We start from the raw sequence: 15,799 nt of genomic DNA on the forward strand, positions 1-15,799 counted from the left end.
CCTAATGCTCGTCTTAACGGCGAGCATTATTGGCTATTCATGGTCATCAAAATCGATTGAAGCACCGCAATCCTCTGTCGAACACACAGAGGCAGAACAATACGTTTCTAAAGCGACAGATGACTATAGCCCCACATCAAACACAGCTGGTTCTTCAGGCAATCCCGTTTCGCAAGGTAAACAAGACCATGCTGACAACCTGCACGGGCAAACGCATGCTGAAAACTTAGCTGAACTTGAAGGTAAAGCTCTATTCAATGAACTCGATGGGTTCTGGAGGCTTTGCCAACAACGTGATGACTGCGCTGAGCAACTAGCACGATTGAAATCAGAATTACCGAGTATATGGTTTGAGCTATTAAGTGATTACCCAAAGCTCTCGGCCGATTGGCAAGTAAGAGAAAGCACAATACCACTCGAATCTATAAACTCTTTGGAAGCACGTGTTGAACTGTTTAAGCAGTCTGCACAAGAGATTTGGGGAGAGTTAGCCCACCAGCTATTTGCTGATCAATTTGCACGTTTGGATTTTACGCTTAGCACAAACACGCTTGAGGAAATCGAGCCCACAGAATTTATCTCACACTACCAAGATTTACTCGCTGAGTGGGCAAACAAAACAGGGACATTAAACGCAAAAACTCCGGCTCAACAATACGAACTTGCTGTCTCACTGCTGCCAAATAGCTACAGTTCTGCCGAGCTAGCGACCATCAAAGTTGAACTTCAAGAGACATATTTAGATGCAGCACAGGCCGATAATATCGCCGCGCGTGAACAACAAGTGGTGCAACAACAGCAGACTGTGATGACGTATCACGAACAGCTGGATCAATTGAAATCGACCTTAGATTCTCAACGTTCTGCAAGTCATGCCAATTGGGATACTCAGGAATGGAACAGTTACTATCAACAACAAGTAACTGAATTTCGTGAGCAGTTCTTCAGGAAATAAAGAGAGACAAAAGTTATAACCAGATTAAGTGAGGCCTTTAAGAAACTGCGCCGGTGTTTTATTTAGCCAGCTTTTGAATGCTCGTCTAAAATTAGCGGGGTCGCTATACCCTAGCCTTTCACCGATGTCATCGATGCTCATTGCTGTGCCGAGTAACAGCTCTTTGGCCAGTTCCACTCGAACTTCGGTAAGCAATATTTGATAACTGGAGTCATGGGTCACTAGCTCTCGCCTGAGTGTGCGAGAACTGCAACCAAACAGCTCAGCGAGTTGCTCAATATTCGGGAAACTGCCTGCGGTTTGATAAAAGATCGTTTTTATTTGGTTAGTTAGCAGATGCTCAGAGTCCAGCGTTTCCACTATCGACTGGCAAGACGCGAGATAGCGCTTCAGTGTCGCGGCATCATGAGTCAATAAGGTTTGTGATAAAACCGAGACATCAAAACGCAGTTCACAATGGCTTTGTTCAAAAATCACCGGACACTGGAAACGCTCGTCATAGAGCTTGGCGTAATTGGGGCGAGCATAAGGCAAAGCCAAAGTGTGAATATCCAACTCATGACCAGTCAGTTCTTTGAACAAAGAGACGATTGAACTCAAGAAATACTCACTGCAAAAAGGCAGGAGATCGCCCACTTCCAGGGTGTTCTCAATCTGAATCACTGCTTGCTCGGAATCTAGAAACAATTTAACCGAGAAAATAGGCCCGTTTAAACGCAGGTACTCGAAGCCCGACTTGATGGCCTCCCCGACATTTTGACTGGTCGATAGCGCATAACCCAACACACCAAAGTGGCTCAGGCTCGCGTGTTCTCCCAACCAAAGCCCTAAGCCATCGTGAGGAAAGTTCTGGTTGGCCGCACTGAAGATGGACAGTTTATCCGCGTAAGTCAGCTTCCCATTGGGGTTTTGCCAATCTAGGCTTTCTAACCCGGCACCAGCAAGTAGCGCTTCAATATCCACGCCTCTTTGCGCCAGTGTATGCAGCAATAACGCGACATCCAATGTGCCCAATTGGTGGCGATGCTCCGTTGGCATATACTCCGCGATAGTTTCCAATTAAATCCCCTTATACTGAGCCTATTCCCACGCTCATGACCATACAGATTCGATAACCCACACTGACAAAATCGTGATTGATAACCTGCTCTTGTCCGATTATGACCTCCCAATTTTACGTTACTCGTCGCACAATGCTGTTAATTGTTAAATTTATGTGAACCATCGCAATGATAAAAACAAATCCGGCTCCATACAGTTTGATTGATTCTAATGGTCAGCCGATCATTGGACATTTCGATGGCATCCCCAAACACCTGAACATCGAGAGCTTTGACTACCGAAACTCGATGGATTCAAAAGCAAACTCTTGGCAGAAGCACTTCCACTACAAACAATTCCAATTTGTCAGCATCGTCACCGACACACACATTATTGGTGTCGCTATCGCGGATATTCGCTACTTGGGCTCGGCATTTTGTTATCTGTACGATATTGAAAACAACCATCTAGAAGAGTCATCTTGGTTGAGGCCATTAGGGTTTTATAAACAAGTTACCGCTTCACCATTTGACGGCACGACAAACATTGCAGACCAAAGCATTACCTTTGAGATTGAAGGCGGACAATGGCAAGTTCGCTTGAATACCAAACTCATCAAGGCCGATATCGCTTTACAGCCTGAAGCCGACAGCTTGCCCTTGGCGATGTGCAGCCCAACCGGTTATTCAGGTTGGACTTACACCCAAAAGCACAATGCTTTGCGCATCAGCGGCGACATCCAAATCAAAGGAGAATCACTCGTTCTCCAACAAGCTCGTGCCGGTTATGACTTTTCAGCGGGTTACATGAGGCGTGAGACCAGTTGGCGCTGGGCAAGCATCAACACGCAATCCAATGGCACAGATATTGGCCTAAACCTCGCGGCGGGCGTAAATGAGACTGGAGGCTGCGAAAACGTATTGTGGGTCAGTGGAACCAGACACTTACTTAACCCGGTACAGTTTACGTTCAGTCGCCAAGACACGAATTTACCTTGGCAGATAACATCACAAGATGGGCGTATAGACCTGACCTTTACGCCCCTCAATAACCGAAGCGAAAAGCTCAATTTATGGCTGCTTAAGAGTAACTTTCGTCAGTTCGTCGGTCATTTTTCTGGCTCGATTCAAGACAACAATGGAGTGACACATCAACTCGATGATGTTCTTGGCCTAACAGAAGATCACTTTGCTCGCTGGTAGCGAAATTCTGCTGAACACTGAATCTCAGACGACTAAGTCTAAGTAAACTTGATACTAAGAACGCGTATGGCGTCTCAACAAGGATAAAAAATGAATATCGACGCATTAATCAATCACCCAGAATGGCTGCTGCTGGTATTGGCTCCGTTGTTCATGATCTGTATGTTGGCCGAGCATTTCATTGGTCAAAAGCAAGGCCGATTGCCAGACAATTCGAGTTACAAACTATCGGAAGTCATGTGTAACTTCACGCTAGCAGGCATGCACCAACTATCCGATTTATTGACCGGGCTGCTAATCGTTCAGCTCTATCTGTGGCTGTTTGGTTGGCGCTTAATAGACATTGAAATGGGTGTGTTGAGTTTTATTGTCTTGATGGTTCTACAGGACTTTTTTTACTACTGGTTTCACAGGGCAAGCCACCGCGTTCGCTGGATGTGGGCAGCACACGTCGCACACCACAGCTCTGAACACATGAACTTCAGCACTGCTTTCCGACAAAGCCTAATGTACCCACTTGCGGGGATGTGGCTATTTTGGGTGCCACTCGTCATCATAGGTTTCGACCCTAAGTGGGTGATATTTGTGGTGCTTTTAAATCTCGGTTTACAGTTCTTTGTGCACACCCAATGGATAAGAAACCTAGGCCCATTCGAATACATTTTTAACACGCCCTCTCACCACCGTGTACATCACGGCAGAAACCCGCAATACATAGATAAAAACTACGCTGGTGTTCTTATCATCTGGGATAAGCTATTCGGTACCTTCGAACCTGAAATCGAAACGGTGCGTTACGGCGTCACTAAACCTGTAAACAGTTTTAACCCGATAACGGTGACCTTTCAAGAGTGGAGAGCTATATGGAAAGATCTCAAGAATACACAGCTCTCTCGAATGCAGAAAATCAAACTGATGTTTTCCCCACCTTCCGATTAACATCTGCAAGTTGATAGAATAAAAAAGCCCGCATAACGCGGGCCATCAATTCAGTTTATTTCCAACGCCACTGGCTACCGTTGATATCAGCACCCACCAGCCAAGTACGCTCATTCCATTTCAGGGAGTTCGCCAAACCATTCTTCAGCTGGCCATTATCCCAACGCCATTGTTGAGTCTCGTGATTACGGCACTCCTCTAAACTGATATCTATGCCATTTTGGTCAAGGCAAATATCCGGTGCCGCTTTGTTGATCAACTTTCCATCCACATTCATTTTCCACTTTTGATTGTCCCCATCGTGACAACTCCAACCATAAATGAGTAAGCCTGAATTAGAGCCAGCAACTTCGGCATCCAAACATTTCAATCCATCTTCTGAATCAGTAACAATACCTCGCCATTCATCATCGGACTCAATACCGCTCGACGCTTCAAACAAAGCGTTTACGACCGATGTTAGTGGTTGAGTACTGCGTGATGCTCTGCGAGCGTTATCTTGCCAAGATTGAGGAACGGGCTGTGTAATATCCCACTGACCTTGGCCATCGTAGTAAGACTTAGCCACCGCTTGAGGAGTGGGTGTCCATAAAAAGTCTGGATGTCGATTCTGGTACCATTCGCCTCCGATTGCGTTGCCATTCTGGTCAAGTTCCAGATCGTAGTAATAAGTGACGTTGGTAATGCCATCGAAACGAGGCGAATCACTATCTCTATGAGTTGGAGATGTCTCAACCACATAACTGACCACCATTTGAACCCCAACCACACTTTGAGCATTTGAAGAGCGGTAATTAGAAAACCTGTCTTTACGGTAATCCCGCAAATCAATGGTTACTGCTGATGGTTGAGAAGCTGTTTGGTTCGTTTCTGGGTTAAAGTAGGTCACCTTGTAGCCAACAACGGGCTGATTCCAAACTTGATAATCATAGGTTGCGTCCATGATTAAGCTTCGCTTAGAAATGCCCAATTGATTTACGATAGATAGGTGCCAACTTGCTGGATTTGTATCCGCGCAATTTGGATCAATAACACGCCCATTTTCGTCTCTCATTGGATCTTTTATGTTGCAGCGCCCACCAATAAAACGAGAATTAAACGGCGCTTCAGACCATAGCAATGTCCCGAGTGCTTTAATATCTGACGGGTAGAAAGTAAGGAGCTCACCATTTGCATCAGGTACAATCAACGATTGCTTTGGTCGTGGAAGCATATATGCTGCGGGGGCCCATCCGTGACAAAGCCCCATCCAACGCTCCACATGTCCACGAGACTCATAATACCGCTTGCCAGAATCCCACGAACGTTGAGTCAGAGTAAAATCCCCATCTCCAACCAGAAGGTCGTACTTTTCTGCTGGCGACAGGTCACCACGGTCTTGACCCTGATAGAACGCTAAGGGCTTTTGCGTATTACTAAAATCGAAATACGCATTCCAATTATTCGCTCTAAGTTCCTTATCTGCATAACGCCAAGCGAGTGCACCAGAATACAAAGGCCAATACGTATCTGACCACGGTTGAACATCGAGTCGTGTTTGATTTGGAGCCACTTGAGACAATTGGTTTAAATTGCGAATCAGATCATTCCCAGAGTCAACTAAACGAGCAGGGTTATCGTTTTGTTGAATCGGTGATAATAAAGATTCTGATATTTCTGAGTTTGCCTCTCCCCTTCTCATGATGGTGTCTCTCATCAAGTTTCGATGACGACTCATATACTCGGAGTTCTTGGAAAAGATAACCTGACCAGTTTTTTCCGGAATAGCATCCATAACCGTCTGGGGAGATTCATGAAACGCCTCCATGAATTCAGTGACTTGTGAATCACTAGCGACTGCGGCATATGGGAGTATCGCTGACAATAAAGTTACGATCGTTTTCATTAAAATTTCTACTCTCTCAGTTACTATTGTTATTGATAATAATTACCATTAACAGGACAAAGTAAGCAGAGTGGTTCGCTTTATGGGATAAATCAATTTCACGATCGTGCCAATAAATCAAACTGTGATTCGCTTTCGAATAACACCTCCATTTATCTTCTGAACTAATTAGAACGCTAACTATCTATAAATAATCAGATAGATACGCAACAACACATATTAAATAATAGGCATAATATGTATAATAAAAAGCTATTAGAAATTGATTATTATTACCAAAATGAAAACATTACACATTCGCTATTTGCTTGCCCTTTGCCTCTCTGCACTACCATTTACTTCACTCGCCGCCCTCAAATATAACGCTCAGTATTACAGTGCTGACAACATTGAAGCCATTCTTGAAGATATGTCTGACCCAGGATTCGAATCGAATTATGGAGACTTCGCTAAGATCCGGTCGCAGCTTTACCAACAAGCAGGAGCGCAAAACCAACACCTAAACCCTAGTGAGATTGACGCACTAGAAAGGTATCAAGATGATGCCTATCAGCCGATAAGAAGAGGGTTAGCGCAAGGGAGAATGGACTCGGAGACAGAATCATTAATCAATGAAATAGACTCAGCGTTCGAACATGGCATCAAATACCAAGGGACAGTGTTTCGTGGGGAGAGCTTACTCTCCGCTTACGGAGACACTGTAAAAGTTGGAGATATCGTCAGTCCCAATTCATACTTATCTACGTCTATCTCGAAAACATCTTCTTATACTTTTCATAATGGGCAACTTTCGCGCTTTGAGCTCAATCTTGGTCAACACGGTATCGTGATACCCACGGTGCGCGATGATGAACTAGAAGTACTCATTAATAGAAACTCTCTGTTTGAGGTCACTGCTATCAATACCACGCCGGAGGGAAATCAGGTGATCTATCGTGAAATGTCAGCAGAACAAGTCGGCATGCGCCCTATAAAAGATCTCCATTCAGGAGAAACCCTCACGGTAGCGGAAGCCTGCGTCTACTAGTGAGCGTTAAGATAAAGGCTGAGAACATCGATTCTCAGCCTCAACTAGCATTAATAGACCTTATGAAAGTCGATCAGCTGGAATGTTAAGTCGCTTACCCAAAAGTCACCATCCAAGTCGGCACCTTGCACGTATCTTTTGTCGCCCATCTCTAAGGTGATAATGTACTTTCCAGCGATCAGCCCTTCTACCATGTAAAAGCCATCGCTCTCGATTTCGCTCGAATACTCAGTCCCTTTCTGAATGTGTTTGAAGTGCAGATATGCATTGCTCTCGATAGCGCCCTCCACTATGCCATCTACCCCAAATGACACCACCATTTCGATATTCGCATGAGTTAATCCAACCTGTTTGGTATTCACAAATACAGGGTTCTGAATCGGTGTTAAGTTAAGGTCAAGCGCACCTTCATCGATATAGATAGGCAGATTGTCGCGCGCGGGAACACTTGAGAATTCGAAGCGCCCTTTTGAATCGCTCACCGCACGTTGGTCCAGTATTTGTAAGCTCACACCCGCGATAGGCTGCTTGTGGTGATCATAAACAATTCCCGTCAGCTTAGAATGATTGTATTTATTCCACTCAACGAACTCGCCTATGTTCTTATCAAAATAGGTTTTCGCGCCAAATTCAGTGGTCACCTCCACACCATAACGGTCTTCGTTTCCTTCCAATTTGAAGAGCAGATAAGGGTTCACACGCGCTTCTAGAGAAGCCGAAAATGACACCTCTTGCTTTTGATATCTTGCGGATACATTGGTCGTAAGTTCTTGAAAAGCATTAAGTGGGTCCAATATGCACTCTTTGCACGCGTTCCTTAACGAAAACTCGGTTCGTTCATGGTGTCCAGAACCATTCACTGTGCCCGATACATTCCAAGAGGTGTCTGAAAAACCGCTCTTGGCTAACCCTATTGTGTGTAGATAATCGTCTTTATGGGAGCTCTTGATATAACGATAGTCGCCAGCATAAGAGAGAAATAAGTTGGGAGATACCTTGGTGTTAAACTTGGGCTCGACACTCAATTCTTTCTCGTCATCTCTCACCGTCAAAAATGCGGTTAGGTTGGCTAAAGACAGGTTATATTTGAAGACGTGGTACTCCATCGACTCCAAATCTAATTCATCAGTTTTATTGAGCTCTATCGAAGCGGATTGGTCGCTTACCAACAAGATATCAAACTCCATTGGAAAGCGGTCGAAATCAGGTAACCAACCGATGTGACCTGCAAACCAATGGGTGGGCAAGTATCGTCCCTGAAAACCAATCAGGTCCTTACCGTCTTGTCTCATAAAGGCACTGCCTACGGTGAAGTAATCCGCGAGTCCGTACTCCAAAGAGACGGCGCCCGCTCGATCTGCTCCTTCGTTCCCAACGACTTGAACGCCCCATTCGTTACTCGGAAGAAACGCATCTTCTAAACCTGCAACCGTGATCTCTTCTTCTCTCCAAACTCCCTTTGATAGGTAGTAACGAAACTTGATGGTGTCACCGGGTGAGATGTTATCTTCTTCAACAACAAAACGGCCAAATTCATCGGAGCGATACGTGGTTTGATAGATGCCATTAACCAACACATCGATACTGATGTTGGGCTGGGTCGTCCGTTCCAGCTGCAGATTGCCAAATTCAGGTTGACGCTTTCGGTTGGTGTAATAGAGCCCATCTTCGAGTGTTTGATTGGCGGTAAAAACGCTACCATCTAACAGCACATGGCCGATTTCAAGAGAGCCTTCCCCTTCATGCGCCTCAACCGCAATGTTGTAATAGACGATGGGCTGATCTTCTCGTGAATCAATAGATAAGCGAGATAAAGAATGTTCGGTGCTTAGAATGGTGTCAGAGATGGCGTAAACGTCGCCGCCAGTTTCGCTATCATGATAAACAGAAGCTGCAACTCTCGTCGCCAAACCCACAGTAGAACGCGGTTCTATCGCTGGAATGTTGCCCGCGCGCTTTAAGTCTTCGGCTTTCTTACGGGATTCATTTTTGATCTTTGAGATCACAGCTTCTAACTCGGTCAACGAACTGAATTCTGGAGAGACCGTTAACCGATAGTCATCAATATCCCACCGGATTTTGGCAGGAATACAGGCTTGCAGGCTGTACCAGTGGATGTAGGTTTCCGAGTCAATCACTTCAAATTTGATCGACTGGATATTGTTATCATCGCGATAGCAGATAGCTTGCTCGGTATCGACAATATAGGGAGGAGACTCTCTACCCACATCTTGTGGCAGGTAGATTTCGCAATAGCCGTTGTCATCGCATTGCCCATTCATCTCTAGCAGAGAAAACGCAGCATTCGATATAGAAATAAACGGTTCTTCGTAGTCATCCATCATGACCCTATAAAAGCTATCACCGACTTGCCCAACTCGAACTTCAATATGAGCAGGATAAAGTTCGCTCGCCTCTGGGTTCACTTCTGAATGCGCCGCCAAAGACAGAGACAAAAAGAACAACAACAGGGCATGCCAAACCAAACGTCTAAGCATTTTACTTTACTTGAGTCGTCTGCACTCTCGCTACAAAACGCATTCGAACAACGAGTTTTCGTTTTGCACCAATGAAACCTTCGAGCCTTTCGGAAATGGCTTGGTTAACTCGGCATTACGAAGTAACACCACTTTTTCGCTATGTTCATCGACATTCAATTTAGCGCTGAACTGAAACTTGCCGTCATTAGTGATCTTGAGGTTTTGATTATCGCATTGAAATTTCACATCTTGTACCTGCTCACCTTTCTGAACGTAAACCGGTACATAGCTGTTGATATGGAAGTTAAGCTGAAACGCTGAACCATTGTTAGAACGAACCTTTCGGGATAAATCAGGCGTTGCAGCTTCAGATGCTTTCGCGACAGGTGAAAACCATAAGTAAGCTCGGTATTCGCCATCAGGCATATCGGCTGGCAAGGCGTTCATACGTAAGCGAACAGTGCGTCTTTGGTTGGGTTTCAATTCACGAATAATCGGCGGTGACACTTTAATCCAATCAGCGATATTTTCAGACTCAGCAATATTAACGTCGGTACGAACTAAGCCACTGGCCTTTACTGGTCGATAGATTGGTTTGATCTCCAATCGAATCGGTTCATCCGAATTGTTCTCCACCACGATTTTTTCCGTCACAGAGGTATCAGCATCTAAGACAAAACGAGTTGGAGCGATTAGGAGTTGAGCAGAGGCTTGTGCCGTGAAAAGTAAGCCGAGAACACATGAGATAAACAACTTCATTTATAATTAACCTCAAAAGGAATTGTACTGGTATAAACGCCAGCGGGATGATTAGCGCCGATTTTCACTCGTGCACCAATACACAGTAGTTTGCTTCTTCCATTGCCTTTGATTTTGGCTCTGCCTCGCTTTGATAAGCCGCAACCAAAATAGAACTTTTTAATACGAAGACGTTTAGATTTACGAGAATGGTTGAGGTACTGCTTAGAGGGGAGCGAAACCACGATCTTTTTACCAGGCTCGCCTTCAACATAAAATCGAACTACGTAAATCTGACTATTAGCCGGATTAGCATCAGCATTTTGCCCCGAGCCAGAGATATACATACCCGGAAATTTCACCTCCATATTTTCAGGAATGATTTCCAGAGCATGAAACGGGCTTGAATAAAACGTCAGACCGATATAAATCGCGTATTTGAATAGAAACTTCATCGTAAAAATGGCTGCTCTACAACAGCCAAAATATTATACTGATTTCATTTGATTACTGGTAAGTTACATCTACTGCAACGTTTGCAGTATAAGTACCAGCAACTAATGTTGCACTTGAAGTACGTGCTGTGCCACCAATATTAAGATCCGCACTACCACCAGTAAGAGTAATAGCGTTATTAAAGTCGAATTCTGCTGCAATCGTATTTACACCGTTAACTAAGTTAGTATCAGAAATACTTACTGTTACTGCATCACCAGACTCTCCTGAAAGCGTAAATGCCGCAGCACCTGCGTCACCTTGAGCGATAACAACATCTGTTGTGTTATCTGAAGTGATGATACCGAAGTCCAAATCACTCGTTTTTGTCATTGTAATTGCTTGTTTTACTTCTAGTGTTGCATCAAAAGTGTCACTCACAGCGAAAACGTTCGCTGAAGAGATAGAAAGTACAGATACAGCAGCAACCTTAAAGATTTTGTTCATTTCTTTAATCCTTTATATAAATCGGGTTTATTATTAGAGTTACCTAACAGTCAATCAGAGTTAACAATTAAGTAATAGTAATCCTATTTATAAAATATATACATTAACACTGATTTATAAATAAATGACATTTATTGAGGATAAGATCACGCAAATTGACACAAATAACACTAACAAAAATAGTGGTATTTAGGTGTTTTTATTAATTATATATAAAACTGGTTTTACACTTAATCCCTTTAATTTTATACGTCATTATTTTTATAAAACACGTTTTATTTAAAATGTCTGCACAATAAAAAAAGTAATAACCAAGCATTTTATTTAAATGAATCACTATATAGATCACCGTGTTGCAATATAGTCTCATAAATGAAACAAACCAGTATTAACATTGGTCTGTAATAAAAATGAAATATTAATTTTCTGTATTAGCCAGTTTAAACATAAGTTTTAAACAGTATTAAAAATGAGACACGTAGAACTATCCAACATGATTACCCCTACACTCATAAATACTCAATAAATCGTCAAAGCTAAGTGAATTATATTGCCGAAAGACAACTAAATTGGGGAGAGCATGAGGCATGAAGATGTAACGGTTTAAACGGTCGTCTGATAGCTTAAACATCTGTACCTTGATAGTGACCCTGACTCTCCACCACCGCCGCTCATCTAAACCGTAAACAGGTAGAACCGTTACGAAGAAATCGCCACAATTCGATTCAAAAGCTTCCCTGTTGACTCGATTGAATAGTAAAGCACCGTTTTCCGGCAATTTATTTGTGATCTGGGTTGCACGCGTACCACATACTATCAGATACTGAACAAAACTAACCTTCAGCCACAGTAAACGTCGTCCGCTTACTGTTCAGGAAATTCAATGAGTTCAGATAATCAGCCAACCTACTTCTTTTTCGATTACGAAACATGGGGCGTGAGCCCAGCGAAAGATCGTCCGAGTCAATTCGCAGGTGTTCGTACCGACCAAGATTTCAATGTTATCGGAGAACCTTTAGTTATCTACTGCCAGCCTCCTGCTGATTATCTTCCTGGACCTGAAGCTGCATTAATAACCCGTATTACACCTCAGAAAGCCATGTCACAAGGCCTACCTGAGCCTGAGTTTATCGCTAAGATTCATGCCGAGCTTGCTAAGCCGAACACCACAAGCTTGGGATACAACAGTATTCGATTCGATGATGAAGTAACGCGATACACTTGCTACCGCAACTTCATTGACCCATATGCGTGGAGCTGGCAAAACGGCAATTCACGTTGGGATTTATTGGATGTGATGCGTGCCGTCCATGCACTGCGCCCTGACGGTATTAACTGGCCAACAAACGATGAAGGTTTTCCAAGTTTCAAACTGGAACACCTATCTGTGGCAAACGGCATAGAACACGAAAATGCGCACGACGCGATGGCTGATGTTATTGCGACTATCGAACTGGCTAAGAAGTTAAAGGCCGCACAACCTAAGATGTTTGATTACCTCTACAACATGCGTCATAAGCGCAAGTTGAACGATTTAGTCGACATCGTAAACATGACGCCTTTAATGCATGTTTCTGGCATGTTTGGCCGTGATTGTAATTACACAAGCTGGGTAGTGCCGATGGCCTGGCACCCAACCAACCAAAACGCGGTTATTGTGGTCGACCTAGCGAAAGATCCAAGTCCTTTACTGGAAATGGATGCGGATGAACTAAGAGAAAGACTTTATACCAAACGCAGTGAGCTTGCTGAAGACGAACTGCCAGTGCCTATCAAACTGGTGCAACTCAACAAGTGCCCTATTCTCGCGCCAGCAAAAACGCTCACCGCTGAAAACGCGGAAACGATCGGTATCGACCGTCAACAATGCTTGAAGAACTTAGCCCTATTGCGTGAACATCCAGAGATCCGCGAAAAGCTGATCGGTTTGTATTCACAAGAACGTGAATACGAGAAAAGCGACGACGTAGACACACACCTTTACGACGGTTTCTTCTCACCAGCCGATAAAACCGCGATGAACATCATTCGCGAAACTGACCCAAATAACTTGGCAGCACTGGACATCACTTTTGGTGACGAACGTATTAAGCCTTTATTGTTCCGTTACCGAGCTCGCCATTTCCCATGGACGCTAGACGAAGCTGAACAATTGAAATGGGCTAACCACTGCCGTGAGTATTACGAGAGTCGTTTAGAGGATTATATGTTGAACCTCGAAAACCTCGCGCATGAACACGAAAGCGACGAGAAGAAAATGGCTATCTTAAAAGCGGTTTATCAGTACGTAGAAAAGTTAGCTAGTTAATTCATAATCAAGAGACGTGACACTTTGAAAGAAAGATTGATCAAACTCGTTTACTGCTTAATCTCCTTCACCTTAATCATAGGTGCTCTCACTGCAGGCAACGCGTTACAACAATATCTAGAGACCTCAATCCCAGGCAGTATTTTTGGCATGTTGATTCTTTTTACTGCCATGGTGATTGGTATCGTTCCTTCGCACTGGGTGCAGCCCGGTGCCAGTTTGATTATTCGTTTGATGATCTTATTGTTCGTCCCAATCAGTGTTGGGTTAATGGATCACTTCGATATGCTTATCGCCAACGCACTACCAATTATGGCGAGTGCGGTTGGTGGAACGCTGATCGTTTTGGTGTCTCTATCATGGTTCTTAGACCGCTTGCTTTCGAGAGGTCAATAATCATGTGGATTCTACTCACTATCGTGGTGTTTCTGTTTGCTCGCTGGGTCAGCCAGAAAGTGAACTCACCGCTGTGTAATCCGTTACTGATCAGCATTAGTATCATTATTCCTATCTTGTTGTTCTTCAAGGTCCCTTTCGAGACCTATTACGCAGACAACACTTGGATTACTTACATGCTTCAGCCTGCGGTTGTGGCACTTGCTTACCCTTTGTACGAGCAGTTACCTCAAATTCGAGCGAACTGGCGCATCATCACCTTTGCTTGCACGCTGGGCAGTGTGATGTCGATGACAACAACAGCACTGATTGCGGTCGCCTTTAAAGCAGATCTGAGCCTAATTGCCAGCCTACTAGGTAAATCGGTCACTACACCTATAGCAATGGAAGTCTCAAGTCATTTAGGTGGTGAAGCGGCTATTGCTGCGATTCTGGTTTTGATTGTTGGTCTGTTTGGGGCAATTTTTGCTTACCCAATCTATAACCTGATTGGTATTAAGAGCCCAATCGCCAGAGGGTTAACAATGGGAACGGTATCTCACGCATTAGGTACTGCGACATGTGCTGAAAAGAATCAAGAAGATGCGGCATTCAGTTCTCTAGCGCTTGTTCTCTGTGGCGTCATTACCTCGATTATCGCACCGAGTATATTTTCGCTTGTAGTTTGGTTCTATTCTTAATCGAAACAATCACTACGCGATTCAGCCCAACCAGAATGCTGTTACTTACAGTGTCTGTTTGGGCTTTTTATTCGCATTTATTCAGCAAGAGCAGTCAAGTCACGGTCTTTTACGAGCAATAAGTGCGATATCAACTGTATAAATGGCTCTTGTAATCGATTTCAAGTGTGACCTCACTCTAATTATGCAAACCAATGTAACAACAACAATTAAATGGTGATCCTTGTCGCAGAAAATTCCTGAGTATTGCATAAACTTAAAGCCTAAGGTCAATTAAGGATTCAACATGAACAGTCGTATTACCCTGGCGCTGGAAAGTGCTCCAACAGAAATCAAAGCACTTTTGAGTGACATCGTATTAGCAGACAACTTTGACGCGACATTGTCTCCAGAACAATTTGCTAGCTTACTGCAAGCAAGTGGTTTAGCGGATGACGAGCTACGTATTGCGCTACTTCCTTTTGCCGCAGCGTATTCTTACGCTCCGTTATCTGACTTTTATGTTGGTGCAATCGTGCGCGGTTTGTCTGGTACTCTGTATTTTGGTGCAAACCTTGAAATCGCCGGAGCTCAACTTGGTCAAACGGTTCACGCAGAGCAATCTGCAATCAGCCACGCTTGGATGAAAGGCGAACAAGGTATCTCAGATATCACGATCAACTTCAGTCCTTGTGGTCACTGTCGTCAATTCATGAACGAACTGACAACAGCAAAAGAACTTAAAGTTCAGCTTCCACAGCGTGATGAAATGTCTCTGCAGGAGTACCTGCCAGACTCGTTCGGCCCTGCAGACTTAGGTGTAACAACTGGCCTAATGACTAAGCTTGATCATAAGTACACGACCGAAGAAACAACGCCTATTGTTGTAGAAGCGCTAGCAGCACTAAACCGCAGCCATGCTCCTTACACCAAAAACCTAAGCGGTGTTTCACTACAACTAACGTCAGGTGAGATCTTCACGGGTGCTTACGCAGAAAATGCTGCGTTTAACCCGAGCCTGCCCCCTCTGCAAGTGGCATTAATTCAACTTAAACTGGCGGGCTTCGATTTTGAACAAATTGAAAGTGCTGCTTTGGTTGAAATCGCAGAAGGTAGCATCAGCCACCTAGCGGATACGCAATCTACATTAGAAGCGATTAATCCCGACATTCCAGTGACTTACTTAGCAATCTAAGTACATCTAATTAACAAAAATTTAAATAAGCA

Annotated in this window: 14 protein-coding genes; 8 read left to right on the forward strand and 6 right to left on the reverse strand. The window is 44.0% G+C overall.

What is annotated here, in order from left to right:
* The first annotated feature begins 4 nt into the window (after nt 1-4).
* Nucleotides 5-955, forward strand: a complete 951-nt coding sequence (locus CWO13_RS11400) for a chromosome partitioning protein ParA (RefSeq protein WP_108082982.1) — start codon at nt 5-7, stop codon at nt 953-955.
* Between the two features lie 24 nt (nt 956-979).
* Here the strand turns inward: CWO13_RS11400 and CWO13_RS11405 are convergent, their stop codons facing one another.
* A complete protein-coding gene (locus CWO13_RS11405) occupies nt 980-2,014 on the reverse strand; it encodes an AraC family transcriptional regulator (RefSeq protein ID WP_108082983.1) in 1,035 nt (344 codons plus the stop codon).
* Nucleotides 2,015-2,184: 170 nt separating this feature from the next.
* Between CWO13_RS11405 and CWO13_RS11410 the strand changes: the two genes are divergently transcribed.
* Both CWO13_RS11410 and CWO13_RS11415 read left to right on the forward strand, forming a co-directional pair.
* Nucleotides 2,185-3,198 carry a DUF2804 domain-containing protein gene (locus tag CWO13_RS11410; RefSeq protein ID WP_108082984.1) on the forward strand — a complete coding sequence of 338 codons (1,014 nt, stop codon included), beginning with the start codon at nt 2,185-2,187 and terminating at the stop codon, nt 3,196-3,198.
* Nucleotides 3,199-3,288: 90 nt separating this feature from the next.
* Complete coding sequence (locus CWO13_RS11415) at nt 3,289-4,137, forward strand: sterol desaturase family protein (protein ID WP_108082985.1); 849 nt, start codon at nt 3,289-3,291, stop codon at nt 4,135-4,137.
* 55 nt (nt 4,138-4,192) lie between these two features.
* Here CWO13_RS11415 and CWO13_RS11420 read toward each other — a convergent pair whose 3' ends face one another.
* Nucleotides 4,193-6,022, reverse strand: coding sequence for a ricin-type beta-trefoil lectin domain protein (locus tag CWO13_RS11420; RefSeq protein ID WP_108082986.1), 1,830 nt, complete (start codon nt 6,020-6,022; stop codon nt 4,193-4,195).
* 280 nt (nt 6,023-6,302) lie between these two features.
* Here CWO13_RS11420 and CWO13_RS11425 point away from each other — a divergent pair, with 280 nt between their 5' ends.
* Nucleotides 6,303-7,049, forward strand: coding sequence for an ADP-ribosyltransferase (locus CWO13_RS11425; protein WP_017104489.1), 747 nt, complete (start codon nt 6,303-6,305; stop codon nt 7,047-7,049).
* Between the two features lie 50 nt (nt 7,050-7,099).
* On the opposite strand, the gene CWO13_RS11430 is transcribed toward CWO13_RS11425, so the two are convergent.
* Genes CWO13_RS11430 through CWO13_RS11445 form a run of 4 tightly spaced genes read right to left on the reverse strand, consistent with a single transcriptional unit; the run spans nt 7,100 to nt 11,209 of the window.
* Complete coding sequence (locus CWO13_RS11430) at nt 7,100-9,547, reverse strand: carboxypeptidase-like regulatory domain-containing protein (protein WP_108082987.1); 2,448 nt, start codon at nt 9,545-9,547, stop codon at nt 7,100-7,102.
* A 30-nt stretch (nt 9,548-9,577) separates the two neighbouring features.
* Nucleotides 9,578-10,288, reverse strand: coding sequence for a fimbrial biogenesis chaperone (locus CWO13_RS11435; protein ID WP_108082988.1), 711 nt, complete (start codon nt 10,286-10,288; stop codon nt 9,578-9,580).
* Nucleotides 10,285-10,722 carry a DUF4402 domain-containing protein gene (locus CWO13_RS11440; protein ID WP_102433211.1) on the reverse strand — a complete coding sequence of 146 codons (438 nt, stop codon included), beginning with the start codon at nt 10,720-10,722 and terminating at the stop codon, nt 10,285-10,287. The genes CWO13_RS11435 and CWO13_RS11440 overlap by 4 nt, the downstream gene beginning before the upstream one ends.
* A 52-nt stretch (nt 10,723-10,774) precedes the next feature.
* Complete coding sequence (locus CWO13_RS11445; protein WP_108082989.1) at nt 10,775-11,209, reverse strand: DUF4402 domain-containing protein; 435 nt, start codon at nt 11,207-11,209, stop codon at nt 10,775-10,777.
* Between the two features lie 883 nt (nt 11,210-12,092).
* Between CWO13_RS11445 and sbcB the strand changes: the two genes are divergently transcribed.
* From sbcB to cdd, 4 genes are all read left to right on the forward strand, one after another.
* Nucleotides 12,093-13,517, forward strand: coding sequence for an exodeoxyribonuclease I (gene sbcB / locus CWO13_RS11450; protein WP_108082990.1), 1,425 nt, complete (start codon nt 12,093-12,095; stop codon nt 13,515-13,517).
* A gap of 24 nt (nt 13,518-13,541) precedes the next feature.
* Nucleotides 13,542-13,913 (forward strand): CidA/LrgA family protein, encoded by a 372-nt coding sequence (locus tag CWO13_RS11455; RefSeq protein ID WP_108082991.1) that lies wholly within the window; start codon nt 13,542-13,544, stop codon nt 13,911-13,913.
* A 2-nt stretch (nt 13,914-13,915) separates the two neighbouring features.
* Nucleotides 13,916-14,593 (forward strand): LrgB family protein, encoded by a 678-nt coding sequence (locus CWO13_RS11460; RefSeq protein ID WP_108082992.1) that lies wholly within the window; start codon nt 13,916-13,918, stop codon nt 14,591-14,593.
* A gap of 286 nt (nt 14,594-14,879) precedes the next feature.
* Complete coding sequence (gene cdd, locus CWO13_RS11465; protein WP_048664862.1) at nt 14,880-15,767, forward strand: cytidine deaminase; 888 nt, start codon at nt 14,880-14,882, stop codon at nt 15,765-15,767.
* The last annotated feature ends 32 nt before the right edge of the window (nt 15,768-15,799 follow it).

Source organism: Vibrio sp. ZF 223 (assembly GCF_003050585.1).
GTDB lineage: Bacteria > Pseudomonadota > Gammaproteobacteria > Enterobacterales > Vibrionaceae > Vibrio > Vibrio crassostreae.